The organism is Cyclobacterium qasimii M12-11B (assembly GCF_000427295.1).
GTDB lineage: Bacteria > Bacteroidota > Bacteroidia > Cytophagales > Cyclobacteriaceae > Cyclobacterium > Cyclobacterium qasimii.
This window is the reverse complement of record NZ_ATNM01000089.1, coordinates 25,684-51,982: the sequence shown is the minus strand read 5'-3', so window position 1 is coordinate 51,982 and position 26,299 is coordinate 25,684. Positions and strand designations below refer to the sequence as shown.

Annotated in this window: 23 protein-coding genes and 5 pseudogenes; 11 read left to right on the top strand and 17 right to left on the bottom strand. The window is 38.3% G+C overall.

From position 1 onward, the window contains the following. The 12 genes and pseudogenes from ADICYQ_RS29615 to ADICYQ_RS08660 form a co-directional block, all read right to left on the bottom strand. Positions 1–53: hypothetical protein (locus ADICYQ_RS29615; RefSeq protein WP_498366128.1), on the bottom strand; the 53-nt coding region annotated here is incomplete at its 3' end. A gap of 11 nt (positions 54–64) precedes the next feature. Then, positions 65–1,414, bottom strand: a complete 1,350-nt coding sequence (locus ADICYQ_RS08710) for a glycoside hydrolase family 32 protein (RefSeq protein WP_020893211.1) — start codon at positions 1,412–1,414, stop codon at positions 65–67. A gap of 19 nt (positions 1,415–1,433) precedes the next feature. Beyond that, positions 1,434–2,641: pseudogene (locus tag ADICYQ_RS08705) on the bottom strand (sensor histidine kinase). A gap of 132 nt (positions 2,642–2,773) precedes the next feature. Beyond that, on the bottom strand, positions 2,774–3,973 hold the full coding sequence (locus ADICYQ_RS08700) for an ABC transporter permease (RefSeq protein WP_316929278.1): 1,200 nt from the start codon (positions 3,971–3,973) through the stop codon (positions 2,774–2,776). A 104-nt stretch (positions 3,974–4,077) separates the two neighbouring features. After that, positions 4,078–4,980 carry an ABC transporter ATP-binding protein gene (locus ADICYQ_RS08695; RefSeq protein ID WP_020893208.1) on the bottom strand — a complete coding sequence of 301 codons (903 nt, stop codon included), beginning with the start codon at positions 4,978–4,980 and terminating at the stop codon, positions 4,078–4,080. 143 nt (positions 4,981–5,123) lie between these two features. Continuing rightward, positions 5,124–5,936, bottom strand: coding sequence for a hypothetical protein (locus ADICYQ_RS08690; protein ID WP_020893207.1), 813 nt, complete (start codon positions 5,934–5,936; stop codon positions 5,124–5,126). 69 nt (positions 5,937–6,005) lie between these two features. Beyond that, on the bottom strand, positions 6,006–7,124 hold the full coding sequence (gene dnaJ, locus ADICYQ_RS08685) for a molecular chaperone DnaJ (RefSeq protein ID WP_020893206.1): 1,119 nt from the start codon (positions 7,122–7,124) through the stop codon (positions 6,006–6,008). A gap of 6 nt (positions 7,125–7,130) precedes the next feature. Further along, positions 7,131–7,700, bottom strand: coding sequence for a nucleotide exchange factor GrpE (locus ADICYQ_RS08680; protein WP_020893205.1), 570 nt, complete (start codon positions 7,698–7,700; stop codon positions 7,131–7,133). Positions 7,701–7,780: 80 nt separating this feature from the next. Further along, positions 7,781–8,770, bottom strand: a complete 990-nt coding sequence (gene obgE, locus ADICYQ_RS08675; RefSeq protein WP_020893204.1) for a GTPase ObgE — start codon at positions 8,768–8,770, stop codon at positions 7,781–7,783. Between the two features lie 120 nt (positions 8,771–8,890). Beyond that, positions 8,891–9,462, bottom strand: a pseudogene (locus ADICYQ_RS08670) (adenylate kinase). Positions 9,463–9,489: 27 nt separating this feature from the next. Further along, positions 9,490–10,026, bottom strand: a complete 537-nt coding sequence (gene hpt / locus ADICYQ_RS08665) for a hypoxanthine phosphoribosyltransferase (protein WP_040415283.1) — start codon at positions 10,024–10,026, stop codon at positions 9,490–9,492. 77 nt (positions 10,027–10,103) lie between these two features. Next, positions 10,104–11,021 (bottom strand): M20/M25/M40 family metallo-hydrolase, encoded by a 918-nt coding sequence (locus tag ADICYQ_RS08660; RefSeq protein WP_020893201.1) that lies wholly within the window; start codon positions 11,019–11,021, stop codon positions 10,104–10,106. Positions 11,022–11,195: 174 nt separating this feature from the next. Here ADICYQ_RS08660 and ADICYQ_RS08655 point away from each other — a divergent pair, with 174 nt between their 5' ends. The 4 genes from ADICYQ_RS08655 (at position 11,196) to ADICYQ_RS08640 (ending at position 14,580) form a co-directional block, all read left to right on the top strand. After that, the gene (locus ADICYQ_RS08655; protein ID WP_040415280.1) at positions 11,196–12,470 is read left to right on the top strand and encodes an OmpA family protein; all 1,275 of its coding nucleotides are present in this window, start codon (positions 11,196–11,198) and stop codon (positions 12,468–12,470) included. A 72-nt stretch (positions 12,471–12,542) separates the two neighbouring features. After that, positions 12,543–13,184, top strand: a complete 642-nt coding sequence (upp, locus tag ADICYQ_RS08650; protein WP_020893199.1) for a uracil phosphoribosyltransferase — start codon at positions 12,543–12,545, stop codon at positions 13,182–13,184. A gap of 14 nt (positions 13,185–13,198) precedes the next feature. Continuing rightward, a complete protein-coding gene (locus ADICYQ_RS08645; protein WP_020893198.1) occupies positions 13,199–14,125 on the top strand; it encodes a calcium/sodium antiporter in 927 nt (308 codons plus the stop codon). After that, a complete protein-coding gene (locus ADICYQ_RS08640) occupies positions 14,122–14,580 on the top strand; it encodes a hypothetical protein (RefSeq protein ID WP_020893197.1) in 459 nt (152 codons plus the stop codon). Before ADICYQ_RS08645 ends, ADICYQ_RS08640 begins: the two co-directional genes overlap by 4 nt. 41 nt (positions 14,581–14,621) lie before the next feature. Here the strand turns inward: ADICYQ_RS08640 and ADICYQ_RS08635 are convergent, their stop codons facing one another. Genes ADICYQ_RS08635 through ADICYQ_RS08625 form a run of 4 tightly spaced genes read right to left on the bottom strand, consistent with a single transcriptional unit; the run spans position 14,622 to position 17,472 of the window. Next, entirely contained in the window at positions 14,622–15,578 is a 957-nt protein-coding gene (locus tag ADICYQ_RS08635) for an FKBP-type peptidyl-prolyl cis-trans isomerase (RefSeq protein WP_020893196.1), read from the bottom strand. Between the two features lie 28 nt (positions 15,579–15,606). Beyond that, complete coding sequence (locus ADICYQ_RS08630) at positions 15,607–16,794, bottom strand: outer membrane beta-barrel protein (RefSeq protein WP_020893195.1); 1,188 nt, start codon at positions 16,792–16,794, stop codon at positions 15,607–15,609. Beyond that, a complete protein-coding gene (locus ADICYQ_RS27390; protein ID WP_020893194.1) occupies positions 16,791–16,943 on the bottom strand; it encodes a hypothetical protein in 153 nt (50 codons plus the stop codon). The genes ADICYQ_RS08630 and ADICYQ_RS27390 overlap by 4 nt, the downstream gene beginning before the upstream one ends. Continuing rightward, the gene (locus ADICYQ_RS08625; RefSeq protein ID WP_020893193.1) at positions 16,924–17,472 is read right to left on the bottom strand and encodes an RNA polymerase sigma factor; all 549 of its coding nucleotides are present in this window, start codon (positions 17,470–17,472) and stop codon (positions 16,924–16,926) included. Before ADICYQ_RS08625 ends, ADICYQ_RS27390 begins: the two co-directional genes overlap by 20 nt. A gap of 540 nt (positions 17,473–18,012) precedes the next feature. Here ADICYQ_RS08625 and ADICYQ_RS08620 point away from each other — a divergent pair. The 6 genes and pseudogenes from ADICYQ_RS08620 (at position 18,013) to ADICYQ_RS08595 (ending at position 24,519) form a co-directional block, all read left to right on the top strand. Next, a complete protein-coding gene (locus ADICYQ_RS08620) occupies positions 18,013–18,747 on the top strand; it encodes a hypothetical protein (RefSeq protein WP_020893192.1) in 735 nt (244 codons plus the stop codon). A gap of 67 nt (positions 18,748–18,814) precedes the next feature. Further along, positions 18,815–19,692 (top strand): annotated as a pseudogene (gene lipA / locus ADICYQ_RS08615) (lipoyl synthase). A gap of 151 nt (positions 19,693–19,843) precedes the next feature. Continuing rightward, positions 19,844–20,440, top strand: a complete 597-nt coding sequence (locus ADICYQ_RS08610; RefSeq protein WP_040415276.1) for an SPOR domain-containing protein — start codon at positions 19,844–19,846, stop codon at positions 20,438–20,440. Positions 20,441–20,549: 109 nt separating this feature from the next. Further along, positions 20,550–22,249, top strand: a pseudogene (recJ, locus tag ADICYQ_RS08605) (single-stranded-DNA-specific exonuclease RecJ). Positions 22,250–22,251: 2 nt separating this feature from the next. Further along, positions 22,252–22,982 (top strand): annotated as a pseudogene (gene lptB, locus ADICYQ_RS08600) (LPS export ABC transporter ATP-binding protein). Between the two features lie 19 nt (positions 22,983–23,001). Further along, positions 23,002–24,519, top strand: coding sequence for a GH3 auxin-responsive promoter family protein (locus ADICYQ_RS08595; protein ID WP_040415273.1), 1,518 nt, complete (start codon positions 23,002–23,004; stop codon positions 24,517–24,519). 669 nt (positions 24,520–25,188) lie between these two features. On the opposite strand, the gene mazG is transcribed toward ADICYQ_RS08595, so the two are convergent. Further along, complete coding sequence (mazG, locus tag ADICYQ_RS08590; RefSeq protein WP_020893184.1) at positions 25,189–25,992, bottom strand: nucleoside triphosphate pyrophosphohydrolase; 804 nt, start codon at positions 25,990–25,992, stop codon at positions 25,189–25,191. Positions 25,993–26,066: 74 nt separating this feature from the next. Here mazG and ADICYQ_RS08585 point away from each other — a divergent pair, with 74 nt between their 5' ends. After that, positions 26,067–26,297 carry a hypothetical protein gene (locus tag ADICYQ_RS08585; RefSeq protein WP_040415269.1) on the top strand — a complete coding sequence of 77 codons (231 nt, stop codon included), beginning with the start codon at positions 26,067–26,069 and terminating at the stop codon, positions 26,295–26,297. Positions 26,298–26,299 lie beyond the last annotated feature (2 nt).

The following is a 26,299-nucleotide window of genomic DNA, read 5'->3' as shown; positions in this document are numbered from 1 at the left end:
GCCAAGGCACCGTCATTGATAAATACTTCAACGGAGGACCTGTCCAACATTATCCTGACCTCATTTATCTCAAGTCCATTGATGGGGCCGTCATGACCGAAGCAAAACCTTCTTTGAAGTTGGTAAGTCCTGAGTTGGTTCTGTCAATAAATAACGCATCCTCTCTTTTTCCGATAACCAGAATTTCTCCAAATTCATTTTCAAAAGTACCCGAGAAATCACCTGCTTTTGGTTTGAGGGAAAACTCAAGCAATTCATTTTCCAGGGCTACTTCTTCGCCTTCAATAGTTAAGGCCTCATCCCTTAATTGCTCAACCTCCTTTACAGGGTTCGACGCTACCCATAGCTCTTCTCCTTCATCATAAAGGGACAATTCCCTAGGTAAGGTCATTGCGGAACGCCAAACTTCGGTGGGCACTACTTGTGCATAATCCCAATTGCTCATCCAACCAATAAATATTGTACGCCCATCTGCATCAGGAACATTGGACCAGGTCACCCCGGCATAATTGTCTGTCCCATGGTCTAACCATTTTACCTCTTCTTGATTAGTGGTAAAAGTTTCCCCATCAAAATCACCGACAAAATACTGTGTTGCTGAACCTCCATTCGGTCCACCTGGATTAATGCTCACCAATAAAACCCATTTTTGCTCTCCATTTGGCGATTGCAAAGGAAATAAGTCTGGACATTCCCAAACCCCACCATAAGCCGCCCAAGCAGGGTTAAAATCGCTTTCATGTTCCCATTCCAAAAGGTTTGAGGAAGAATAAAAACTTATTTTATCTTTTACAGCCAATGACATTACCCACATTGCCTTGCCATCAACCTCCACCTTAGTCACCTTGGGATCCCTGAAATCTCTAATCCCAGGATTGGCAAGAACCGGGTTTCCGCTGAACTTCTCCCACGAAACACCATCATCCAGGCTGTAGGCAATTCCCTGGGTCTGAAAATCAATCCTTCCGGCATCACCTTTTACATTATTATGATAAGTGTAGATGGCAACTAAAGGTGGGTTTTCGGCTGTACCCAAGCCACTGCTATTTTCGCTATCAAGAACAGCAGAACCAGAGAAAATCCATCCAAGACTATCTGGCGCTATAGCAACAGGTAAGTTTTTCCATTCAATAAGGTTTTTAGAGGTTGCATGTCCCCAATGCATGGGGCCCCAGACATTGCTATCTGGATAGTATTGGTAAAAAAGATGGTATTCTCCTTTGTGAAAAACCATGCCATTGGGATCGTTCATCCAATTGGCAGGCGGGCTGAAATGATACTGAGGCCTGAAAGGCTCATTATAGTCACTAAAAGTAGTAGTCTCTGCAACAGTCTGCTCCTTAACTTTGTTTTGGCAGGAGAATCCGAGTAATAAAATAAAAGACAATGCCAGAATCTGCTTTACTCCTTTCATAAAAAATGTTTTTAAATGATTAATCTATTTCATCCTGTTCTTTGACACCATGCAATACAATCCTAAAAGTGGTTCCCTTCCCTAATTCAGAAGTATTGACAAATATTCTTCCATTGTGATATCCTTCCATAATTCTTTTGGCCAGTGTCAATCCTAAACCCCAGCCTCTTTTCCTTGTGGTAAACCCAGGGTTAAAAACCTTGGCGAACATCTTCTTTTCAATACCCTTTCCTGTATCAGAAATATCAACAAATACGAATTGCTCACTTTCTTTGACAATATTGATCCGAATGGCACCTTGCCCCTTCATGGCATCAACCGCATTTTTACAAACATTTTCAATTACCCATTCAAACAAAGACCTGTTCATTTGAGCGTATATATTTTCAGCATGAGAATTAAGCTCAATACTAACTTTATTTGAGATCCTGGGCCTTAAATAACTGATAGCATCTCCAACTATTTGGTAAACATTCTCAGGTTTAATTACAGGCGTACTGCCTATATTACTAAACCGCTCAGTAACCATGGTCAGTTTATTGATGTCCTTTTCTATTTCCAGAATGACTTCTTGATTTTCATCATAAACGGGAGAGTTTTTGAGATAGTCTATCCAGGCCATAAGAGAAGCCAATGGGGTGCCCAATTGATGGGCTGTTTCCTTTGTCAGGCCGGCCCATAACCTGTTTTGTTCCGCTACTTTACTTTGGTTAAAAAAGGCATAAGCCAAAAGGCCAAAAACCAATATTACAGAAAGTTGAACATAAGGATAATACTGTAGTCGAGTGAGAAGGTCGGAATTTCTGTAATAGATAAAAACATCATCAGAGAGGCTAATGGGTTCATAAAGCGCTTTCATGGATTCCAATTCCTCCAACAAATATAGCCTTATCTCTTCCTCTGAACTGTTCGGTGGAAAGTTGATGTTTTTATACTCAATAGGCTCTCCACTAGGGTTTACAGTAATTACTGGTATGGATTTATTCTCTTGGATTATCACCTGAAAGACAAACGTTAAATTGTCTGAGTTTACGGAGGCATATTCCAAGGCTTCAGCGTACAAATCAACCTGTCGTTTTTCTCGAATCTTAAGCTCCTCTACCAGGGTGTTGGTATAATAGATTGACCCCAAACCTATGACAAAGGAAAAATAAATATGGCCCACTTTACTTTCTCCCTATTTTGATAAAGATCTAAGGATGCTAGGTCTTGGAGTTTTCTCTTCATTGCAAAATTTGGTGTTCCCGAACTTAAGTAAGTTCATAATGAGAAACAATATAAACCACGCATTATTGCCTAGAAAGGGAGAAAATTCTATAACTATTAATCAATTAATGCTTGCCTTTTAATAGGTCGTCGCTAGTTTTGCTTCAACCATTTCCACAACACCTTATAGTTTACCTTGGATCCATGCACCAATATTCCTATGCGGTAGATTTTCCCAGCAAGCCAGGTGGTAGATAAAAAACCCGCCACCAAAAGTGCTATAGAAAGCGCCAATTCTTGCCAGGGCACCCCAAAGCTAACCCGACCCATCATTGCTACAGGGGAAGTAAAAGGAATGATAGAAAGCCAAAAGGATACATTACTATTTGGGTCATCTAAGACAAAAATAAACAGCCCCATATAGGCTACCAACAATGGAATAGTCACAGGAAACATAAATTGTTGGGCATCTGAAGGACTGTCCACTGCTGCCCCAATTGCTGCGAAGAATGCGCCATACAATAGAAAACCACCTACAAAATAAACTAAAAAAGTAAGGGTTACTTGTGCAAAATCTAACCCCTGCACCATCTGCAAGACTTCTAATAACTCAGGATTATCTACTGTCGAGAAAAGCTCTTGTTGGCTAGACATTTCTAGCATTTGCTGTTGGGGCATTTTCATACCGAAATACCCCATGACCACGGAGGACACTACGGTAATCAATAGTATCCAAATTAGAAATTGTGTTAGCCCAACAGCTCCGATACCTATAATTTTGCCCATCATCAATTGAAACGGCTTTAGAGAGGAAACCAAAATTTCAATAATCCTACTAGACTTCTCTTCGATCACTCCTTGCATGACCTGGTTACCATACACAAAAATAAAGGTGTAAATAAGGATTCCAGCAAGAAAACCAATGGCATAATTCACGACTGAGTTTGAAACACGTTCTCCTCCAGCCTCACTAAGAATAATCGTTTGTATGTCCACATTCGTCTTATAAGAAGACAAAATCATGGGGTCAATTCCTGAAGCTTCCAGTCTAAAGGCTTCTATTTTTCTTTGCAGTAACAATTGCAAACTGGTAATCATCGAAATGGGCGGTGTTTCCTCACTATAAAAAATGACCCCATCAGGATTTGTCACATCCAAATCAGGAATGTACAAAAACCCAAACCTTGCACCTTCCTGAACCAACAATTTAGCGTTTTCCTGCCCTAGCTCGCCATAGGAAAAGGAATACAATTCATCGCTTTCTAAAAAAAATGAGTTGTTCTCATCCACCACTTCTATTACCTTTCTGTTCTCACTAGTAGTAGCATCAGACAGGCCTATCCATAAAAACAAACCTAAGATGGTTGGGAAAACCAATGGGGTAATAAGTGTAGCGAGGAGAAATGAACGTTTTTTTTACTCTTGCCAAATATTCTCTTTGGATAACTAAGAAGATTTTATTCGCCATGACTTTCATTAATTTTTTGAATGAATATCTCCTCAATGCTTGGCACAATTTCTTCAAAGCCAAGAATCTCGCCTTCAGCCATAAGCGCTCTCAGTAAATCATTTGGCTTCTGATCCTTCAAACTCAACTTAAACTCCAGAATTCCGTCCTGCCTAAGCAATCCTTCTCCTGGTGGAACAAAATCCACATTTTGAGGAATCATTTTAACTCGAAAAATATTTGTTTTTGCTTCTTCTTTGATGGACTTTACGGTACCGTCTAGTATTTTTCTGGACCTGTTGACCATAGCTATTTCATCGCAAAGTAACTCTACAGATTCCATCCTATGCGTAGACAACAAAATGGTCACCCCTTGATTTCTCAACTCAAGTATTTCATTTTTGATGATCTCAGCATTTACAGGATCAAAACCAGAAAAGGGTTCATCCAATATAAGTAAATCAGGACGGTGGATGACGGTAGCTATGAATTGAACTTTCTGTGCCATTCCTTTGGACAAGTCCTGGATCTTTTTGTCTTTCCATTGGGTAAGGTTAAGTTTTTCAAGCCAATCAGTGATTTTTTGTTTGGCCTCAGTCTTCTTAATCCCTTTTATTTGAGCAAAATACAACAACTGCTCCTTCACTTTCATCCCCTTATAGAGGCCTCTTTCCTCTGGAAGGTAACCGATGTTACGAACATGGTCCATCTTCAGGGGTTGCTCGTTGATAAAAATATCACCGGAATCCCTGTCTATAATTTGATTAACAATCCTAATGAGTGTTGTTTTACCTGCACCGTTGGGGCCCAACAATCCAAAAATCTTCCCCTGACTTACTGAAAGGTCAAAATCTTTTAGTGCAACATGTGATCCATAGGATTTATTTAATGATCGAATGCTTAGTATTTCCAAATGAACAAAAGTTTAACAACTGGTTTGAAACATTATAATGAACAGAGATCACCATCCAAAAATTTAACTATTCTAAAGATACGGAACCGACCGAAACATCTATTAGAAAGACCATGAGGTTTTCAGCACCTTTACTATATCCTTTACTCACGTAGGTTTTTTCCCCTATTTTTTTTCATACTAAAAGGCACCTTCGTCCTACACATGGCAGTTGATTTGATCTTTACCAGATAAGGCAAATCCTTTGGTGGCAGTTTTATATTTACTGTTCCAGCTCCCACCATAGTATGGATTTGAGAGGGGCCTGCCATGGTATCATTAAAAGTTAAATTAACAGAACCATAGTTAACATCAAACATCAGCAAACGAGCATTGGAAAATTGCAGGTCATTGGCATATACCGAGCCCATATTAATTGCAACACCTAGGGTATCCATACTTACAGTATTGGATACCTGACTGGCATAATCTAAAAAAACGTCGGCTGAGGCTGTTTTGATAATGCAATTTGAGACCGGAAGATTTGAAAAATCTAGCCAGGCTTTACCTATTCCAAATTGAAGATGAAGATCGTAAAGATAGTTGGGATCTAGTCCTACATCCCATTTGTGGTCAAAATCATCATCTCCACTGGAAAAAAGCCTGTAGGATAGGTTTTTGCTTAAACTTTCAGATTCTACATTCTTATGTTCAAGTGAGGCATGAAGTACTCCATCTATTAAGCTGTGCGAAAAAGAAGGTAGTATATTGACCTTACCTAATTCTGCATCTACAAACAACGGAACGCCATGATAGGAACGGTTTATATGTGCCGCTCCTTTATAACTGGAGAAATTAAGACTCACCAAATTAATACCATCTTGTTCCGTAACTTCAAAATGACGCCGTATTTGCGCTTCAGAAGAAATGGCAACAAAAATGATTAAACATATCGATATATTTAATTCCTTAAACATAGGGAATTAATACGATTGAAGACTGAAAAGGTTATTAAAAAGAAATGGCCGGAAGTAGGCCATCTCTTTTTAGAAAAATTCTTTAACTTTATCAAATATACTTTTCTCAGAATTCCCTGGATTCGGTTTAAAATTCTCGGAATCCCTAAGTGACTCCAATTTTTCTCTTTCTTCTGCACTCACTTCCTTAGGTGTCCATACATTTATATGTATTAGTTGATCACCTTTTCCATACCCATTAAGTTCTTTAATCCCTTTACCTTTCAGTCTAAGGATTTTACCTGCTTGAGTACCAGCATCAATTTTTATTTTGACTTTACCATCTATAGTAGGCACTTCTAAAGAAGCACCAAGGGCAACATCAATAAAGCTCAGGTATAAATCATAGACCACATTGTTGCCGTCTCTCACCAATTCACTGTCCTCAATTTCTTCTATGAGAATCAATAAATCGCCAGGTACCCCACCAGGGATTTCATTCCCTTTGCTAGACAAACTTAGTTGCATGCCTTCTGAAACTCCCGCTGGAATATTTATTGGGATTATTTCTTCTTTCAATACCAATCCATTGGCATTGGCATTTGGTGGTCTTTTATCAACAATCTGCCCACTTCCTTCACATGTTGGACAGGTGCTTGCTGAAACCATCTGACCCAGCATGGTATTGACCACTTTCTTTATTTGTCCTTGTCCCTGACATGTAGAACAAGTTTTGAACGTAACACCGTCTGCAATCATGTGACGCTTCACCTTAATTTTCTTCTCCACTCCATTAGCGAGTTCTTTTAGGTTAAGCTTTAATTTAACGCGAAGGTTTGTTCCCTTTCTGGTACGCCTGGAACTTCGTCCACCACCACCAAAAAATGAATCAAAGCCGCCACCGCCGCCACTGCCGAAGATATCACCAAACTGAGAGAATATGTCATCCATATTCATTCCTCCGCCACCGTAGCCACCATTGCCACTGACACCTTGATGACCAAATTTATCGTAACGTTGTTTCTTCTCCGGATTACTTAATACCTCATATGCTTCCGCACCTTCCTTAAATTTATCCTCAGAAGTCGGATCATCCGGATTTTTATCTGGATGAAATTTAATGGCCAATTTTCTGTAAGCCTTCTTTATTTCTTCAGGGCTGGCACTTTTTGCTATCCCCAGCACTTCGTAATAATCTCTCTTAGCCATAAGTTTTTAATTTCCTATTACCACTTTTGCAAATCGGACTACTTTTCCTGAAAGCATGTATCCTTTCTCCACAACATCTACAATTTTCCCTTTTAGGTCATCAGATGGAGCAGGAATTTGAGTGATTGCCTCGTGATATTCTGCGTCAAATTTCTTTCCTACCAAATCATCCATAGGCTCCAAACCTCTAGACGATAATGTTTTACTCAATTTATTATAAATCAGCAAGCTTCCTTCTTGGTCATTACCTTCTATTTTAAACGACCTTTCAAAATCATCTAATACCGGTAAAATCTCTTGAATAAGGCTCATAGAAGCTGTACTTATCATTTCCAGCTTTTCCTTTGCTGTTCTTCTCCGAAAATTATCAAATTCAGAGTATAACCTGACATATTTATCTTTCAGTTCCAGGTTTTCCTTTGCCAAACTGTCCGATGCAGTCTCAACTCCCTCCACTTCTTCGTCCTTTACCTCACCTTGGGATTCTTTGTTCAGATCGTCTTCATTTTTAAGGTTTTCAACTGAATCTGTCTGATCCAGACCTTGTTCCTTTTCTTCGTTCACTTTATCTGTCATTATTCAATTCGTTTATCAACAATCAATCTCTCCTAAACAATTAACTTGCCATACTATAGAAATATGACATTCTGACACATTTACTGCAATGCCTTCCAAATCAAATCTTTAAGAGCAGGTAACTGAAAACCTGTAACCGAAGAAAAATAAAGATATGGAATTCCCTGAGGTATTTCAGGTTTCAATGCCTCCATGAGCTCATCATCGAGTAAATCTGCTTTAGAGATGGCCAGAATTCGCCTTTTATCTAAAAGCTCAGGGTTGTAACGTTTGATTTCATCCAATAATATGGCGTATTGTTCACCAATATGCTCTGCATCTGCAGGCACCAAGAACAGAAGAATAGAGTTTCTTTCTATATGCCTAAGAAAACGTAGTCCCAGCCCTTTGCCTTCAGCAGCTCCTTCAATTATCCCAGGGATATCTGCCATAACAAAAGATTTTCCGTCCCTGTAGTCAACTACTCCTAAATTAGGTATGAGTGTAGTAAAGGCATAATCAGCAATTTCAGGCTTGGCAGCAGATACACTAGCCAATAAAGTGGATTTCCCTGCATTGGGAAAACCAACTAAGCCTACATCTGCCAAAAGCTTCAATTCCATGACAATCCATTCCTCTATGCCCTCCTCTCCAGGCTGAGCATAATGAGGCGTTTGATTGGTTGAGGTTTTGAAATGATCATTTCCCTGACCTCCTCTACCTCCTTTTGTCAGTATATATTCTTGGCCATGTTCTGTGATTTCGCACCTGAACTCACCAGTTTCTGCTACTTTAGCAACAGTACCGATGGGGACCTCCAATACGACATCATGCCCGTCCGAACCTTTTCTTCTTCCACCTTCACCATTATTCCCCTTGTCCGCAATGACATGTTTTTTGTATTTGAGATGAAGTAATGTCCATAGTTGGGAATTTCCTCTCAGAATAATATGCCCTCCTCTTCCACCATCGCCACCATCAGGTCCCCCTTTAGGGACATGTTTTTCTCTTCTGAAATGTACTGACCCACTTCCCCCTGCTCCTGATCGGGAGCAAAACTTCACGTAATCAATAAAATTGGATCCTGCCACTACTTTTACAGTTTAATATTAAGTGCTTAATTTTTCATCCCTTAACATTCAACTTTTGGATGAAAAGAAAATGGCCAAGCTTGTAAGCTCAGCCATAAAATTATTATGCAAAGATAGTGATTAATACTTATCTACCACAGCACTAATTTTTTCGAAGATTTCATCTATGGCACCAACACCATGAATTCCGGATAACTTACCCTGATTTTCATAGAAGTTGGCAACTGGTAAGGTCTCTTCATTATATACCTTAATCCTATTTTTAATTTTTCTTCATCCTGATCATCTGCCCTTCCTGAAGTTTTCCCTCTTTCTTTAAGGCGATTTTTCAATTCTTCTTCAGGAACTTCTAATGCTATCATGCCAGAAATTGCCACTCCTTTCTTTGCCAACAGATCGTCTAATGCTTCAGCTTGCGCCACAGTACGAGGGAATCCATCAAAAATAACCCCATTTGCGTCCAATGAATGGTTGATCTTGTCTTCTACCATTCCAATTACTACCTCGTCTGGCACAAGATTCCCTTCATCCATGTATTTGCGGGCCAACTTTCCTAATGCTGTACCTTCACCCAAATGTTTCCTGAATAAGTCTCCAGTGGATATGTGTTCAATATTGTATTTTTCTATCAACTTTTCACTTTGGGTCCCTTTACCTGCTCCGGGAGGGCCAAACAAAACGATATTTAACATAAGTGTAATTTTAATATAAATTAAGTATTAATTTTTCTCAACAATTTGGTAAATGTCTTTCAGGTTTCTGCCTAGGCCCTGATAATCCAATCCATAACCCACTACAAAAAGATCAGGGATTTCGAAACCTATATATTTTACCTTTATTGGCTCTTTCAATGCATCTGGTTTCAATAGGAGGCTGACAACTTCTACACTGCGTGGTTCCTCCTTATTAATTATTCCCAGTAGGTGAGCCATACTTACCCCCGTATCCACAATATCTTCCACAATTATGACATCTCTATCTTTAAGAGATTCATCCAAACCGATCAATTCCCTTACTTTACCATCAGATTTCAATCCAGAATAGGAAGCTATTTTAATAAAACTGATAGACATGTCCATTGAAATCTCCTTACAAATATCAGACATAAACATAAAACTACCGTTTAAAACAGCTAAAAAGATGGGTTTTTTTGCCTGATAATCACGATTTATAGAGATAGACAGTTCCTTCACTCTATTCAAAATGATTTTTTCACTAAGATACGGTTCAAAAAATAAGTGTTTTAACTTAATCATTCTTACAAGTAAGTTTCCCAGATGGTGGACAACGATTAAAAATAATTGCCCTCCAAATAAGTGAAAAATCAAATCCCTTACAAATATTGCAATAAATATTGATACAATTTAAACATACTCTCCATATCTGAAATAGCCACCTTCTCAATAGGCGTATGTGGATTTTCCTGCGGCATCCCTATGAAACACCAATCAATAGGATACGGACTCATTTGAATCTCTCTCCCATCACTTCCCCCATAAGCCTCTACTTCCAACTGAAAAGGAATCCCGGCATCTCTGGCAAAATCTACAATTTTATTTACAAACGTTTTTCGGGGTATGAAACTATCCCTCATTGAAATAACGGCACCATCGTCAAAGTGAACTCCTTCCGTGACCCAGGTAACGTCAGCTATTAAGGCATTTTTTACCTGCCAATTTTCATATATATATTTAATAAGAAAAGGAACTGAACCGCCGCCATGCTCTTCGTAAGTGCTGAAAACCAGAACGCCGTCCTCCAAAGTTTCACATAACCTTAATAAGGTGTATATCCCCATTCTATTGTCCAAATATGCTGCCTGAAGAAAACCATCTTCTATTATAATGTCTTGTTCAAATGAGAGCACGGTTCCCGTTTGAATTTTTCTTGGGAAATCGTGAAAAACGTTTCCATTAATTTCCTTGGCCATACACCTTATAGGACCTGCTTCATCCCTACCAACCAACCACACACCATCCAGAAGTTCCGGGCCACCGATAGGCACAAGTTGATTTTCATACCTTGCTGTAAAACCGACTGTATCCATGTGCGCAAACACAGCTGTTCTAGGCTTACCAAAAACAAGAATAATATTGTCATGAAAACCTTCTCCATAATGGATTTCGGGAATGACTTTCCAAGAGGATTTATGTTCTACTATATATTGGAGGATAAAAGCTGAAATCCTAGATTCATCACCTGAGACACTATCTAAGTGAAGAATTTCTTTTAATAATTTTGTGAATGGCATAGTTTATGTTAATTATTTTTTAAATTTCGGGATCAAATTAGTTTTTATTGAAACAATTGAGATAGATGTTTAAAGTTCCCGTAAATTAATATACATTTGTATCATAAACCGAGTAAAAATCTAATAGCAATCAAAATCATTTAAAACACTGAATGTTGTAAAAAATTTTTTATCATGAAAAAAATAATACTATCAACACTACTAGTTGGTGCTTTAGCTGTAGGTGCTAATGCTCAAGACGACTTCAACAAATGGTCTGTAGAGGTTAACGGAGGGTTCAATAAACCAATGGCTCCAATGACGCCTGGTTACTTCTCTCCTACGTTAAACCTTGGACATGCCGATCTTGGGGTCAGGTATATGTTTAATGAAAAATTTGGAACCAAATTAGATTTTGGTTTCGGTAGCTTTAAAAATGCTGCTGATACTCCTGATTTTTCTACAAATTATTACCGTTTGAACCTACAAGGAGTTGCCAATATTGGCAGAATAATGAATTGGGAAACATTTTCTCAAACTTTCAACCTATTGGGTCACTTTGGTGGCGGAATGTCACAACTTACCCCTCAAGAGAATCAGTTTGCTGATGTAAAAGACAAACAGTACAATATGATTACTGGAATGACTTTACAAGTTAAATTGAGTGATCGAATTGCACTTACTGGAGATGTATCTAATTTTGTTTCAGGTCGTCAATCTGTAGCTTTTGATGGAGCATCTGACATTACACCAGCAACTGACAATGGCTATTACGGAATGAATTCTGTATGGTGGACTGGTACTTTGGGTCTTACTTTCTACCTAGGTGGAAATGATACTCATGCTGATTGGTACATCAGAGAGAGCAAATACGCTACTAAAGACGAATTGGCTACTCAGATCGGTGAGATCAAAGACATGCTGAAAGACTCTGATGGAGACGGCGTTCCTGATTATTTAGATCAAGAGCCTAACACTCCAGCAGGTGCAAGAGTTAATTCTCACGGTGTAACAATGGATTCAGATGGCGATGGTCTTCCTGATCATTTGGACAAATGTCCATTCGTTCCAGGTCCAGCATCTCTTGAAGGTTGTGCACCTGAAGACACTGACGAGGTTGATTACTTAGCAAAATCTATAAACGATCAATATGTAAACGTTTATTTTGCTTTTGACAGTTCTAAACCACTTGGATATTCTGCTTCTTCAGCCAACTATGTTGCTAACTTCATGAAGAGAAACCCTGGTGTTCAGGTAGAAATCAAAGGTTATGCTGATGAGTTAGGACCTGAGAACTATAACATGAAACTTTCTGAGAAAAGAGCTAAATCTGTTTATGATCTGCTTATCTCTACAGGAGTTGATGCATCTAGACTTTCTTACAAAGGATATGGTGAAGATACTAGCGTAGACAAATCTTCTACAGATGCCAGACAAATGGCAAGAAGAGTAAGTTTTGAGATCCAGTAAATAGGCATCTTACATAATAATTAAAACCCGATCTTAAAAGATCGGGTTTTTTTGTTTTAACTTTGTCTTACTATGTTTATTCTCAACCAAAATAACTCCATAGCCAATCATTATCTGGCTGAACTTCGAGACATCCATGTTCAAAAGGACAGGATGCGTTTTAGAAAAAATCTGGAAAGGTTAGGTGAAATTTTGGCTTATGAAGTTTCTAAGCAACTCCCCTATTCCTCTGCATCCGTTTCCAGCCCTTTTGGTAAAGTAGAAACCCCACTGATTAAAGATCAACCTATAATCATTGCAGTATTAAGAGCTGCAGTCCCCTTCTATCAGGGTGTTTTAAATCTATTCGACCAATCAGACAGTGGCTTTATTGGAGCGTATAGAAATGAGGCGGAGGATGAAATTGAGATCACCTTAAACTATATGGCTGCACCTGACCTAACGGGAAAAACGGTAATTATGGTAGACCCAATGCTGGCTACAGGAAAGTCTTTTTTAAAAAGTATACAGGCCCTAAAGAAAAATGGCATTCCTAAACAAATTGAGGTGGTAAGTGCCATCGCTGCTCCAGAGGGAATAAAGCATATCCAAGACAACCTAGACCTCCCACATCGTTTCTGGATTGGGGCCGTAGACGATAAACTTAATCAACAATCTTACATTATCCCTGGATTAGGGGATGCGGGTGACCTCGCTTTTGGTTCTAAAATTTAATATATTCTTTTAAAATGAGCTATTTAATATTAGCCGGAGGCTTTCTTATCCTGTTGTTAGGTGGGAAATTCCTTGTCGACGGTGCTTCTGCTATTGCTGCAAGGTTAGGTTTAAGCCCTGGATTGATTGGACTTACCATTGTTGCTTTCGGAACTTCTGCTCCAGAGTTATTGGTGAGCGTAACAGCAGCATTAAAGGGCTCTAGTGATATCGCTATTGGAAATGTTATAGGTAGTAATATTTCCAATATCACACTCGTCTTAGGTATTAGTGCTATAATTTTCCCCATCTATATTCAGAAAAGCACACTTAAACTGGATTACCCTTTTACTTTAATTAGTTCAGTCATGTTCTATATCATGGCATTCAACGGGCTTATTACATTTTATGAGGGGATTATTTTATTCACTTGTTTCGTCGCTCTTAACTGGTATTTTTTCAAAACAATAGAACGGGTAGAGTTTTCTGAGGAGGAAGCCATCCTGATGAAAAAACAATCCCCCTGGTTAGCTGTACTACAGCTACTGGGAGGTGCCGCCGGTTTGTACTTTGGTTCAGAATTAGTAGTTGGAAATGCTTCATTGATCGCAAGAAATTTCGGCGTAAGCGAAAGGATAATCGGCGTAACTATTATAGCAATAGGTACAAGTTTGCCTGAATTGGTTACCTCAGTCCTTGCGGCATTAAAAAAAGAAACTGAAATGGCCTTGGGAAACATTTTGGGGAGTAATATAATGAACGTCTTCTCCATTATTGGGATCACAGCACTGATCAAACCAATTGATGTAGCCACAGATTTTATTTACACTGATTTTGTTTGGATGCTAGGGTTTACTGTCTTCCTCTTACCTATCATGCGTATCGATTACAAAATATCCAGGTTAAACGGTGTCGCTCTAATTCTAGGTTATTTGCTTTATATTTATTTCATCATCTCATGATTGAGTACCTCATTACGTTTGCAGGAATTTACTTCCTATGCCTTTTTAAATTTGTTGCAGGGCCTCTTTTAGGAGCGGCTGCTGGCTATAGTTTACTTGAAATAGTAGTGGTAACTGTGTCTGGCATGATGACCTCAGTGGTATTATTCACCTATTTAGGAGATTGGTTTATGCGAAATTGGAACGTCCTGATTAGTAAAAAGCCTAAAAGGTTTACTAAAAGAACGAGAAATGTCATCAAGGTGTGGAAAAAATTTGGCATCTGGGGAATAGCCTTACTAACTCCTCTTATTCTGACACCAATTGGTGGAACAGTAGTGCTCACATCATTTGGCATAGCAAAGAAAAAAATCCTTTTAACCATGTTTGTAAGCGCTTTGGTATGGGCCTTTGCTTTCGGATTAAGTATAGAGGAACTATTAAAAATACCTTTCTTGAAGAATTTATTGACATAAAAAAAGGGCTTGAAATTCAAGCCCTTTTTTTATGTCATATATTAATTTACAGAAAGCACCTCTGCCTCAAAGCGTATAGGTGTAAATGGCTTTATGAGGTCTATTTGCTCTCCCATGTTTACCAAATCTTCTCGAATAACAGCTGGGAAAATTTGAATTGATTCATCATAGGCATTGAAAGAAGTAGACAACACTTCAATCTTCTGATCAGGCAAAACTTCAAATAAAGACTCATTCAAAAATTCTAAGCCGGAATTCCCAACAACAACAGAGGTAGGCGTATTATTAGTATAAGACTCGTAAACAGGATCATCGCTACCCAATTCAAATAGCTCAAAATCTACCGAAACGTTGCTACCCAATTTAGACTCCGTTTTTGTATCATCACCCGCAGTTATCGTTCTCACATAAACACCATCTGCGACCTCTATAAAACCCTCTAATTGTTCGGCTGCGATATAATCAGCGATCATGGCCTCTTCACGTTGCATCAGATCCTCTATAGTATATTTAGCAGCATACTTTAATTTAATCACCAAATTAGATGACTGGAGAATTAAGGCCTCATAGCTATAATTACCGAATGCGAGGTAGGAAGGAGAATAAACCGTTAATTCTTCTCCTACGTTAGCAAGACCAGAAGCATAAGTAATGGCTATAGGCCACAATCCATCTTGACTGTATTTAAATATCTTTGGCTCCTTGGTTTCATCCATATAGGAATCTATCAATTGCCCATCTAAGCTTTTAATTTCATAATATACGCCTATATAATCGGCATTTTCAAATTGTTCGGCATCTGGTTTTTCTACTGTTTTGGTGTAATAATATCCTGATTGGGACTTGGTCGCAACAATGTTATTAGAGGCAATGTATTGTTCTAAAATAAGGTCATCTCTTTCCATCGCCAATTCTATCTCAGATGGAGACTCATCAATACAAGAAGTCATCAAAATAATCAGGCCAAGTAGCCAGGTAAACTTGTTCGTTAAAATCATGGTCAATAGTTAATTAAAATTTGGTTTGTTATTTATTTTTAAAGTTGAAGTTCATTCTAAGGTTAACTCCTCCGATTGAAAACTGCTGGTCTGCAAAAGTAAGGCCTCCCAACGGCAATTTATAGAAAGGCTCAAAGGAAAGATAAAACTCTTTATTTAACTGATACTCATAGCCAAATGAAAGGTTTAGAAGTCCAGCTACATCGGTATTGCTTTGCCCGGTTTCAGGAGTGAACACATTACTAAAGCTCTGAATTGAAGGCGTATATTCTAAAGCGCCATTAATACTGTTTGCATTGAATAAGGACTGTGCCTGATAAGATTCTACAGTATTTTGTTTTAAATACACCATGCTTGACAAACCTGTAATCAAATACAAGCCTGTCTGCTTCTTATCATAAATCTTGTATTTTAAATTAACCGGAATATCCAGAGAGGCAAAATTAAGCTGGTAATCGGTATCAATAATATTACTATTGGTTTTTTGATTTTCTGAAGCTGGGGCAGCATCCATCATCAGGTTCATACTTTGGTTATTTTGTGCACCCATACTTTGGTTAGCGTATGCCAATCCAACATCTAATTTTAGCCTTCTGCTCAATGAAATCTCTGACATAATTCCAGCACCCAAATTCATCCCAGATACAGGATTTGAACTTGACTGAGGGCTCACCATCACCCCTAACTTAAAGGACTTTGGTGTTTCAGATACTTGTTTGGATTCTTTTTCAGCATTTGAGGACTTCCACGCATCCACCAAATTTTGGGCATCTGTCTGAGACATGGCTATGGATTTCTCGGAAGTCCATCCCTTCTCTATATCCGTTCCTCCTTCAAAATCATTGAAATGCTTAACAATATCAGCCTGAAATTTATCCCATTTATAGGTAAAGGCCTTTACAAATGATGGTGTTAAGTTTTTATCTTTTTCAGGAATTGTTAAAACAGGAATCCTATTTAATCCACTTTGCCTATCTCCTGTCGATTTATCAGTCGATAGGCTCGGTTTATCTGCTTGTTCAGCTCCTGCAATAGCTTTTGACTTGATTTCTGGTATTATAGTCTCTTTAATTTGTTGCTTTTCTTCCTTTTTAAAAAACGGCGCTTCCTCACTAATCACAGCATCGGCTATTGACTTCACTTTTTGGTCAATTTCTACATGTTTAGGAAAATAAAAGAAAAAGAACAACAAACTTGCCGCTATCCCTGCAGTCATAAAAGGCCAAAAAATAAGCCAGGCTTTCTTTTTGGTTTAAAATAAGCATCAGAAAATTTCTCCCATTCTTTTGGGTCAAAAGGCTCCTCATGTTTGCTGAAGGAGGCTTTAATCTTCTCCGCCAGTTTCTTATCGAACTGCTCCTTCATTTTTTATCTGATTTAATGCAATAATTTTTTCTCTCAATTTCTCCTTCGCTCTGGCCAAATAAGTCCTACAGGTACTTGATGGTATCCCTAGTTTCTCACTAATTTCGGCATGTTTGAACCCTTCTATTTCATACATATTGAAAATCACTCTCAAAATATCAGGTAACTCCTCGAGGCATTTCAAGATATCATCCTTAGATAACTCATCAATAATATCAGGATCATAAGTCTCGGCATGTGCCTTATCAATGTCCATTAACACCTGATGCTTAAGATTTTTTCGGTAATAGTCGACGGAGGTATTTATTATAATCCTACGGAACCACGCCTTGAAGGAATTGTCTAAGCAAAATTGATCCAGTTTATCAAAAGCCTTCATGTAACTATCATTTACGATTTCGCATGCTTCCTCTCTATTACCCGAATACCTTAGCGCAATACTCATAGCATAGCCATAAAAGTGCCTATAAAGCCTTTCAAGAGATTTTTTATCTCGCTTTTGTGCTTCTTGTATGAGATCTTTCTCCAAAAGCTTCTGTTTTACTGGGTAGATTCAAAACCCATACGTTACCAAATCAAAAAACGCTACAATACTTGCTGAAATTTTATTTAATTCCGATTATTTATCTAGAAATCATGTCTTACATTTTAAGAACTGATGAAATATTAACCTTTTTAAGCGTACTGTTTACGTTAAAAATTAGAGCGTTATCACATTGAATTGCATGGGAAAATTGAAAATAATTAATGGCTAAGGCGTGTATTAATTTTACCTTTTTCTTCGGCTCGGCTCAGGAACCGGTTAGGCTTTTGGGCTTCTTTACTTATTTCGACCCACCTAGCCCAGCTAAACATGGACCTGTCTCATTTTGCAGCTGTGTTACTTATGGGATTCCGACTATTTATGCGTCGGCTAAGTGGAGTCGATGTACCCCCTCAAGCCATATAAATATTCATCCAATTCAGGAACAATCCAAAGTCCTTTTGCATGATAAACTTAATCTGTCTATTTTTAATACCTAATAAATAACAATAAATGTAAATTTAGCGTTTAAATTGCTGATCATTTATGACTAAAGAAATGAAATATTTCCTATTGCTCGTTTTTCTTTTAGGCAGTTCTTTCCCTTTATTGGCGCAAGAAGAAGAATCTGGAGACTACGACTATGACAAAGAAGTTCTTTTTGGTATTAATAAAAACACCAATGGAGGGTTAATTGGCGGCATTAGTTTGAAAATTGGCTCAAGAATAGATGACAATCTATTTCAGTTTTTCAATTTAGAATTGGCCAATGTTAAAAACCCTAAAGAAGTCAGGTATCCAACCCCATTGGGTAACACTTATATTTTCGGAAAATCCAATTATCTCTACGCAATCCGGCCTCAATATGGCCGGGAAATAATAGCCTTTAAAAAAGCACCACATCAAGGGGTGCAAATTTCCTTCTTAACCGCCATTGGCCCCACCATAGGTCTTCTAGCACCTTATTACATAGAATATGCGACTAGCCGTACTGAGACCATGCGTGAGCAGTATGATCCTTCCGTGCATCAAAGCATATTCAACATTCTAGGTCCCGGAAGGCTATTCGAAGGTATTGGTGAATCTGAAATTGCTTTTGGTGCAAATGCCAAAGCTGCTATTAATTTTGAGTTTGGTTTTTTAAAGTCAAACGTAACAGGTCTGGAACTAGGGTACCAATTTGAGGGTTTTACCAAAGAGATTCCCTTAATGCCTACTACCGAGAACAGGCAGATCTTCCAATCTGCCTATGTCACCCTTTACTATGGGTTTAGAAGGTAGAGAGTTAGGTACTCATTTGGGTTAACTCATATTAATGACTAATTTTGAACGGACTTAAAAACCCGATATGATAGAATTACCGGTAATTTCTGAAGAACAGACCAAAAGAAAAAACCCAACTGGTTAAGGGTAAAACTACCTGTTGGCAAAGAATATGCGCATGTCCGAAAATTGGTGGACGAGCACAAGCTGCATACCATTTGTGAGAGTGGCAATTGTCCCAATATGGGAGAATGCTGGGGAGCTGGCACTGCCACTTTTATGATTTTAGGAAATGTTTGTACAAGGTCATGCTCTTTCTGTGCTGTGGCTACAGGTAGACCACCAGAGTACGATGAAGACGAACCTAGAAGAGTAGCTGAGGCAATAAAACTGATGCAGGTAAAACATGCTGTAATCACTTCTGTCAATAGAGATGAGCTTAAAGATAAAGGAGCAGACATCTGGTATAGAACAGTTGCTGAAACTAAAAAAAGCTCTCCTGAAACGACTATAGAAACGCTCATCCCAGATGTAAAAAGTAATTGGGAAGCATTGTACCGGATGATAAGTGCGGGACAAGAAGTGGTTTCTCACAATGTAGAAACTGTTGAAAGGCTCTATAGAAGAGTGCGTCCACAAGCCAAATACAACCGATCTCTGGAGCAAATCAAGCTGACCAAGGAGTATGGCAAACGCACCAAGACGGGTATAATGCTCGGACTGGGAGAGACGCAGGATGAAGTACTTAAAGCCATGGATGATTTAGCCGCTCACGGTTGTGATATTTTAACCTTGGGTCAATACCTTCAACCTACTAAAATGCACATCGAAGTTGCTGAATTTATACATCCAGACCAATTTGATGCCTATAGGGAAGAAGGACTGAAAAGAGGTTTAAAATATGTAGAATCAGGACCTCTCGTTAGATCCTCCTATCACGCAGAGAGACATGTTAACGTTTAACGTTCTATCTTTTAGTAAGCTCACGGCTAAATGCATATGATTTGGCCGTGAGTTATGATTTTTTTAGGTATGAAAAGGAAAATGGCTTATTTTTTGTATCTTTTGAGTGTTTATAACTTACCAATAAATTGGATTTTAAACCTGCATTAAAATGACTTTTACCAAATCATTACTATTAGTAATAATCTCCGCAGTATTTTTCAACTGTTCCTCTAAAACACTTGGTGGACTTACTAAGGAGGAGTACAAATCTTGGAAACAGCAGAAAAAGGAAATGAGTATTGAAGCTTTCAAGGCTTTAGTAGAGGAAAGGGCTAAACTGGTACAAGAAAACGCCACTCTCACAGAAAAATCTGCTCACCTTGAACAGAAAATCACCAGTAAAGAAGGCGAAATTGATCGATTGGCACGACAGGTAATGGACTTAAGTACCCAAAGAAATCAAGCTTCTAATGGGAATTTAGAATCCATCACCGATGAATGGCAAAGTGGCGTAGTATTTAAAGTACAGTTGGCTGCTTTCGATGAATTGGACTTAAGAGACCTGACTGAAAATGGAAGTGACCTGAAAATAATCGATGAAGAGGGGTACATAAAGTACGTTTTGGGTCAGTTCAGAGACTATAAAATGGCCGATCAGTTTAAGAAAAAGTTAAGAAGAATAGGTGTAAAAGAAGCTTGGATTGTTCCTTACAAGGATGGCAAGAGGGTAGCACTTAAAGAAGTTCTCTCCGAGGCAATCGACTAAACGGTAAGGAACTCAATGCATGGACTTTAAGTAAATCATTCAATTTTTATTAGAATTATTAAGGTGCGTTTTTAGTTGAATCGCCTGTTTGTTTTGTAATTTACACCCCATGGACTTTAGATGGAAACATAAAAACAAGGCAAATCCCGAATTAGTTGAACACCTTAGCAATGAAATCAACGTTAACCCAACATTGGCAAATGTATTGGTAAATCGCGGTATTGGTGATTTCCAACAGGCAAAAGATTTTTTCCGTCCAGATCTGGATAAGCTACATGATCCTTTCCTAATGAAGGACATGGATGCAGCTGTGCAGAGACTACACCAAGCCATAGAGAACAACGAGAAAATCCTTGTTTATGGCGATTACGATGTTGATGGCACTACTTCAGTTGCCTTATTTTACAGTTTTATTAAATCATTTTATGACAATGTAGCTTTTTATATTCCTGACAGGTATAAAGAAGGTTATGGCATTTCTGAAAAAGGGGTTCATTTTGCTGCAGAAAACAATTTCGGCCTTGTCGTATCATTAGACTGCGGAATCAAAGCCATGAAAAAAATCGCATTGGCCAATGAATTAGGTGTAGATTTTATTATTTGCGACCACCATACCCCCGGTGAAATACTCCCCAAAGCCATTGCCGTTTTAGACCCAAAAAGAAAGATTGTCTCTATCCCTTTAAAGAATTAAGCGGTTGCGGAGTGGGTTTCAAGCTTGTCCAGGCTTACACTACTTTTTCTGATAAAAAAGAAGTTAACCTATATGCTTTCCTTGACCTCTTGGTGATAAGTATTGCTTCTGACATTGTTCCCATCTCAGGGGAAAACAGAATTCTCGCCTATTTTGGGCTTGAAAGATTGAACAATAAACCAAGACCAGGAATTAAAGCCCTGATACTTAAAGGGAAATTAGAAAAAGACATTACCATTACAGATATTGTTTTCAAAATTGGTCCTAGAATAAATGCTTCGGGAAGGTTAGAACATGCCAAAGCTTCTGTAGAATTGCTGATTTCAAAGGATCTAGACGAAGCAGTCAGACGAGCAGAACTGGTAGAGGATGTAAATGCCGCTCGAAAAAATTTCGATGAAAACATTACCAGGGAAGCATTGGAAATGATTGAAAACAGGGAATTGGAAGGAGATTTCAAAAGCACTGTTTTATTTAAGGAGGACTGGCACAAAGGAGTAATAGGCATTGTGGCCTCTAGATGCATAGAAAAGTACTATAGACCCACTATCATACTCACTGAGTCAAACAACAAAGCTACTGGAAGTGCTCGTTCCGTAATTGATTTCAATATCTATGATGCCATAGAGGAATGTAGTGACTTATTGGAGCAGTTTGGTGGACACAAATATGCGGCAGGGCTAACACTTTCGGTTGAAAATGTTCCCGCCTTCCAGGCAAAGTTTGAAGCGGTGGTGAGTGAAAGGGTGAGTGAAATACACATGAAGCCTATTCTGGAAGTAGACGATGAATTGATCCTGGATCAAATCAATTATAAATTTTACAATATATTGAAGCAAATGACTCCTTTTGGTCCAGGAAATCCTGAGCCCGTTTTTTGCGCTAACCAAGTTTATGCAGAAAATGTGCGTGTTTTAAAAGACAAACACCTTCGATTTGAACTCATTCAAGATGGCCAAAGCACTAGACCAGTTTGTATTGGCTTCGGATTTGCAGAGTATTACGAGTTGTTAAATAGTAAAATGCGTTTTAATATCGCATTTGAGATTAGGGAAAACACGTTTAGAAACACCAGCAGTTTGCAGCTTTACGTAAAGGATATCAAATTTGACTAACCATGATATTAAAGGCAGAGCATTTAATTAAAATATACAAGAAAAAGAAAGTAGTAAACGATATTTCCGTTGAAGTAGGTCAGGGAGAAATCGTAGGTCTATTGGGACCAAATGGTGCTGGAAAAACCACCTCATTTTACATGATAGTGGGCCTAGTAAAACCAAATGGAGGCACCGTTTTTCTGGACAACCAGGACATCACGCCACTACCCATGTACAAAAGAGCGAAGTTAGGTATAGGGTACCTTGCTCAAGAAGCGTCTGTTTTCAGAAAGCTAACCGTGGAAGAAAATATAATGGCTGTTTTGGAAATGAGTAATATTCCTAAAAAAGAGCAGAAGGAAAAGGTAGAAGAATTACTTGAAGAGTTTAGTCTTACTCATGTGAGAAAAAATTTAGGAATGGTGCTATCGGGTGGTGAAAGAAGGAGAACAGAAATTGCCAGAGCTTTATCTGTAGATCCGAAATTTGTATTACTCGACGAACCATTTGCGGGAGTAGACCCTATTGCTGTGGAAGAGATACAAACCATTGTCGCCAAACTTAAAACAAAAACATAGGCATTCTCATCACTGACCACAATGTGAATGAAACCTTATCTATTACCGACCGTGCATACCTAATGTTTGAGGGGAAACTCTTAAAGGCAGGAACAGCAGAAGAGCTCGCTGCAGATGAGCAAGTAAGAAAAGTTTATCTGGGTAAAAATTTCGAGCTGAAAAGGAAAATTTAAAACGGACCGAACCTCCACTATGGAATTAATCAATACTTTCATGACCTGGATCCTAAAGAATCGTATAGGCCAGATCGAAAAATTCAAAAATAACCCGCTAGAAACCCAAAGAGAAATTCTTTTCAAGCTGATACATACAGCCAAAAAAACCGAATTTGGGAAAAAGTACAATTTTGAGAAAATTTCCGCTTACGAAGATTACAATCAATGGGTACCCGTACATGACTATGAAGCCCTAAAGCCGTATATAGAACAAACCATGAAAGGCCAGCAGAATGTCATTTGGCCAACCCCTATTCATTGGTTCTCCAAATCCTCTGGCACCACTTCTTCAAGAAGCAAATTCATACCTGTTTCTCCCGAAAGCCTGGAAGATTGTCACTTGAAGGGTGGTAAAGACATGCTTTCTTTATACATCAACAATTATCCTGAGACAAAATTATTTACAGGTAAGAGCCTGACGATTGGAGGAAGCCTTCAAACTAACAATCTTGATTATAATGACAATAGTTTCTCTGGGGACATCTCTGCTGTCATCATGAAAAACCTTCCCAAATGGGCCCAAATGGCAAGAACACCTAGTCTTGAGGTGGCCTTGATGAGTGAGTGGGAGAATAAAATAGACAGAATGGCTGACGAGTCCATAAAAGAAAATGTCACCAGCCTGACAGGAGTCCCTACATGGACGATGGTACTGATTAAAAAAGTCCTCGAAAAAACCAATAGCAAAAATATTTTAGAAGTTTGGCCAAACCTGGAAGTCTTCTTTCATGGTGCCGTAGCTTTTGGCCCTTATAAAAACATCTTTGAGAGCCTTATTCCTTCTCCCAATATGCATTATATGGAAACTTATAATGCCTCTGAAGGTTTTTTCGGCATAAAAGACCAAAAGGATTCAGATGAATTGCTTTTAATGCTAGACTATGGGATTTTTTATGAATTTATCCCAATGGAAGACATAGAAAGCGAACACCCTAATATTATACCCCTTGACAAGGTCAAGGAAGGTAAAAACTATGCCTTGTTGATATCTACTAATGCAGGCCTTTGGAGGTATAAAATCGGTGACACGGTGAAGTTCACCTCTACAAATCCTTATAGAATTAAAATCAGTGGGCGAACCAAACATTTTATCAATGCCTTTGGAGAAGAGCTGATCGTAGAGAATGCTGAAAAAGCGATGGAAATCACCTGTAAAGCTACCGGTGCCACCATCAGCAACTTTACAGCAGCACCTGTATACTTTGATGAAAATCACGAGCAAGGCACCCATGAATGGATTATTGAGTTCGTTAAGCTACCCACTAATAAGGACGATTTTCTCCAAAGGTTAGATCAGGAATTAAAAAATGTAAATTCCGACTATGAAGCCAAACGATACAAGGACATGGTCTTGAAACTACCGATTCTTCATTTTGCTTCCGAAGGAATATTTGAAAAGTGGCTCAAATCAAAGGGGCGCTTGGGTGGCCAAAACAAAGTCCCAAGACTTTCCAACAACAGGGAACACATAGATGAAATCTTGAAGTTTCTATAAACCCTTAAATGAATTGCTGTTCTATCTGGGAAAAAGAGCATTCTCTAAAAAGTGTAATGAAGTTCCATTGAATTACCTGAGTTAAACAAAATAACGGCGGATAAAAAACCGTAGGTTATGTTAAATTCAGTTGCAATTCTACATTGTCATTGCTTAATAACCTTTAAAATCAGGTCAAAAATCATTTTCAAAATTTATTCCAAATTTGCTTTCTCGACAGCTTAAAATCCGGATTAAAGATTGGCTTATAAGGCACAGGTAGTTACAGATCAAACAAAAAAAGTTACTGATTTAACCATAATTTTCACCTTATAAAATGCTGCTAGTGCCCATGCTTGAATAAACCAAATAAGATTCTATTTTCGGGTTAAATCGAAGCGAAAAACAAATGGCTGTAAATCATTAAAACTTCCTGAATTACGGTCAAAAACAGCCTTTACTTATCGCATTTGAGGAATGAAAAAAGCAAGGAATATTTATCCACATTTCGGACATGTTATCCACAGGCCTCAAGAATTTACGCTTAAGTGATTGATTACGAATTAATTAAACCTTATAAAAAAACCGCTAAATTGTGGAAAACTTGAAAAAACAATATTTTTTACAAAATAATCTAAGTCTAAAAGGTGGATAACCCTATGTTCAGAATTTTCTTTTAAAACACCCAGTTTACTCCTTACTTTTTGCTGCTTCCCAGTAAGCATCCATTTCTTCCAAACTCATTTCAGACAAGGTTTTACCTGATGATTTCGCCTCTTTTTCCAGGTATTGAAATCTAAAGATAAATTTCCTATTTGTCCTCTCCAATGCATCCTCCGGATTAACCCCAATGAACCTTGAATAATTAATCAAGGAAAACATCAGGTCTCCAAATTCTTTCGTAGCTTCTTCCTTATTTACAGGCTGTTCATTAGTGGCATCGAAATTTTCCCGAAACTCTGCCAATTCTTCTTCCACCTTTTCCCAAACCTGGTGCTTTTCCTCCCAATCGAATCCTACTCCCCTGGCTTTTTCCTGGATACGCATGGCTTTAATCAAAGCTGGCAATGACTTTGGCACTCCTCCAAGCACGCTCGTGTTTCCTTTTTCTTTAAGCTTAATTTTCTCCCAATTTTGCTTTACCTCTTCTTCATCTTCAACATTCGTATCTCCATAAATATGAGGATGTCTTCTAATCAATTTTTCATTTAGCTGCTCGATTACCTTCGCAATATCAAAAGCACCTTTTTCATCTCCTATACGCGCATAAAAAACGATATGCAATAAAATGTCTCCAAGTTCTTTACTAATTTCTTCCAGATCATTGTCCAGTATAGCATCCGAAAGCTCAAACGTTTCTTCAATCGTAAGATGCCTTAAACTCTCAATGGTTTGTTTTTTGTCCCACGGGCATTTTTCACGGAGCTCATCCATGATCGTCAATAGTTGGTCAAAAGCTGCAAGTTGCTTTTTTCTTTTGTCTGGATTAATCATAAAAAGAGAGGAAACTTAAATTTCGGTATGAACGTTTTGAAAGTAATACGTAAATTTGCAGAAATAAAATTGATATGACAACCGTATATTTAACATTGGCATTCGTGGCATTATTTTTCATTTTGATGTCTGTAAGGTTAATTTTCCTAAAAAACGGACAATTCAAAGGAACATGCGCCTCTCAAAACCCCTATCTTAATAAGACTGGCGAAACTTGTGGCTATTGTGGTAAAAAAGTAGATGACGCAAGTTCTTGCGGCAATCCTGACAATGAAGTTGACAAGGTGATGGCAAAATTCAAATAACC

What these genes read in the sequence shown, in the direction of transcription:
- ADICYQ_RS08710 (WP_020893211.1), bottom strand. Translation starts at nt 1,414, where the DNA reads ATGAAAGGAGTAAAGCAGATTCTGGCATTGTCTTTTATTTTATTACTC.
- ADICYQ_RS08690 (WP_020893207.1), bottom strand. Translation starts at nt 5,936, where the DNA reads ATGTTTAAGGAATTAAATATATCGATATGTTTAATCATTTTTGTTGCC.
- dnaJ (WP_020893206.1), bottom strand. Translation starts at nt 7,124, where the DNA reads ATGGCTAAGAGAGATTATTACGAAGTGCTGGGGATAGCAAAAAGTGCC.
- ADICYQ_RS08680 (WP_020893205.1), bottom strand. Translation starts at nt 7,700, where the DNA reads ATGACAGATAAAGTGAACGAAGAAAAGGAACAAGGTCTGGATCAGACA.
- hpt (WP_040415283.1), bottom strand. Translation starts at nt 10,026, where the DNA reads ATGATTAAGTTAAAACACTTATTTTTTGAACCGTATCTTAGTGAAAAA.
- ADICYQ_RS08660 (WP_020893201.1), bottom strand. Translation starts at nt 11,021, where the DNA reads ATGCCATTCACAAAATTATTAAAAGAAATTCTTCACTTAGATAGTGTC.
- ADICYQ_RS08655 (WP_040415280.1), top strand. Translation starts at nt 11,196, where the DNA reads ATGAAAAAAATAATACTATCAACACTACTAGTTGGTGCTTTAGCTGTA.
- upp (WP_020893199.1), top strand. Translation starts at nt 12,543, where the DNA reads ATGTTTATTCTCAACCAAAATAACTCCATAGCCAATCATTATCTGGCT.
- ADICYQ_RS08645 (WP_020893198.1), top strand. Translation starts at nt 13,199, where the DNA reads ATGAGCTATTTAATATTAGCCGGAGGCTTTCTTATCCTGTTGTTAGGT.
- ADICYQ_RS08640 (WP_020893197.1), top strand. Translation starts at nt 14,122, where the DNA reads ATGATTGAGTACCTCATTACGTTTGCAGGAATTTACTTCCTATGCCTT.
- ADICYQ_RS08635 (WP_020893196.1), bottom strand. Translation starts at nt 15,578, where the DNA reads ATGATTTTAACGAACAAGTTTACCTGGCTACTTGGCCTGATTATTTTG.
- ADICYQ_RS08630 (WP_020893195.1), bottom strand. Translation starts at nt 16,794, where the DNA reads ATGACTGCAGGGATAGCGGCAAGTTTGTTGTTCTTTTTCTTTTATTTT.
- ADICYQ_RS27390 (WP_020893194.1), bottom strand. Translation starts at nt 16,943, where the DNA reads ATGAAGGAGCAGTTCGATAAGAAACTGGCGGAGAAGATTAAAGCCTCC.
- ADICYQ_RS08620 (WP_020893192.1), top strand. Translation starts at nt 18,013, where the DNA reads ATGACTAAAGAAATGAAATATTTCCTATTGCTCGTTTTTCTTTTAGGC.
- ADICYQ_RS08610 (WP_040415276.1), top strand. Translation starts at nt 19,844, where the DNA reads ATGACTTTTACCAAATCATTACTATTAGTAATAATCTCCGCAGTATTT.
- ADICYQ_RS08595 (WP_040415273.1), top strand. Translation starts at nt 23,002, where the DNA reads ATGGAATTAATCAATACTTTCATGACCTGGATCCTAAAGAATCGTATA.
- mazG (WP_020893184.1), bottom strand. Translation starts at nt 25,992, where the DNA reads ATGATTAATCCAGACAAAAGAAAAAAGCAACTTGCAGCTTTTGACCAA.
- ADICYQ_RS08585 (WP_040415269.1), top strand. Translation starts at nt 26,067, where the DNA reads ATGACAACCGTATATTTAACATTGGCATTCGTGGCATTATTTTTCATT.